This window comes from Morganella morganii, assembly GCF_041099235.1.
Lineage (GTDB): Bacteria > Pseudomonadota > Gammaproteobacteria > Enterobacterales > Enterobacteriaceae > Morganella > Morganella morganii_E.
In genome coordinates, this window is record NZ_JBFZSO010000023.1 from 1 (window position 1) to 1,249 (window position 1,249).

General features: G+C 50.3%; 1 protein-coding gene. It reads left to right on the forward strand.

Annotated elements, in window-relative coordinates; all coding sequences use genetic code 11:
* Window positions 1–72 precede the first annotated feature (72 nt).
* Window positions 73–1,241 (forward strand): IS3 family transposase gene (locus AB7038_RS18065; protein WP_166685554.1). Its coding sequence is split into 2 segments (ribosomal slippage): window positions 73–322 and window positions 322–1,241, totalling 1,170 coding nucleotides; the frame shifts between segments, so codons are not numbered across the junction.
* The last annotated feature ends 8 nt before the right edge of the window (window positions 1,242–1,249 follow it).

The following is a 1,249-nucleotide window of genomic DNA, read 5'->3' on the forward strand; positions in this document are numbered from 1 at the left end:
TGTAGTGGTTTAATAAATTTGGCCACCTGAACAGAGGTGATATGCTCACCTCAGAACAACACAGGTGCCTTAATGAAAAAACGAAATTTCAGTGCAGAATTCAGACGTGAATCAGCCCAGCTGGTTGTGGATCAGAACTATACAGTTGCAGATGCCGCGAAAGCCATGAATGTCGGGCTTTCCACCTTGACGCGGTGGGTAAAGCAATTACGGGACGAACGGGCAGGCAAAACACCGAAAGCATCCCCTATCACGCCGGAACAAATTGAGATACGTGAGCTGAAGAAAAAAATTCAACGTATTGAAATGGAAAACGAAATATTAAAAAAGGCTACCGCGCTCTTGATGTCAGACTCCCTGAACAGGTCTCGGTGATCGGGAAACTCAGAGCGCATTATCCTGTGGCCACTCTTTGCTGCGTGTTCGGAGTTCACCGCAGCAGCTATAGATACCGGGAAAACCGGCCTGACAATCCGGACGGCAGGAGAGCCGTATTACGTAGTCAGGTTCAGGAGCTGCACGGCCTCAGTCATGGCTCAGCAGGTGCAAGAAGTATCGCTGTAATGGCAACACACAGGGGCTTCCGGATGGGACGATGGCTTGCCGGACGGCTAATGAAGGAGATGGGGCTGGTGAGCTGTCAGCAGCCTGTTCACCGGTATAAACGTGGCGGTCATGAACACATTGCTATCCCGAACCACCTTGAGCGACAGTTCGCAGTGACAGAGCCCAATCAGGTATGGTGCGGCGACGTAACGTATATCTGGACCGGTAAACGCTGGGCATACCTGGCCGTTGTACTCGACCTGTTCGCAAGGAAACCCGTGGGCTGGGCAATGTCATTTTCTCCGGACAGCAAACTGACAACCAAAGCGCTGAAAATGGCATGGGAAATACGAAATAAGCCATCCGGGCTCATGTTCCACAGTGATCAGGGTAGCCACTATACAAGCAGGCAGTTCCGACAGTTACTGTGGCGATACCGGATAAAACAAAGTATGAGTAGGCGTGGTAACTGCTGGGATAACAGCCCGATGGAGCGCTTCTTCAGAAGTCTGAAAAATGAGTGGGTGCCGGTGACCGGCTACATCAGCTTCAGTGAAGCAGCCCATGCAATAACGGATTATATCGTCGGGTATTACAGCGAAGTCAGGCCGCATGAATATAACGGTGGATTACCACCAAACGAATCAGAAAACCAATACCGGAAAAACTCTAAAACCGTGGCCAATTTTAGTTGACCACTACA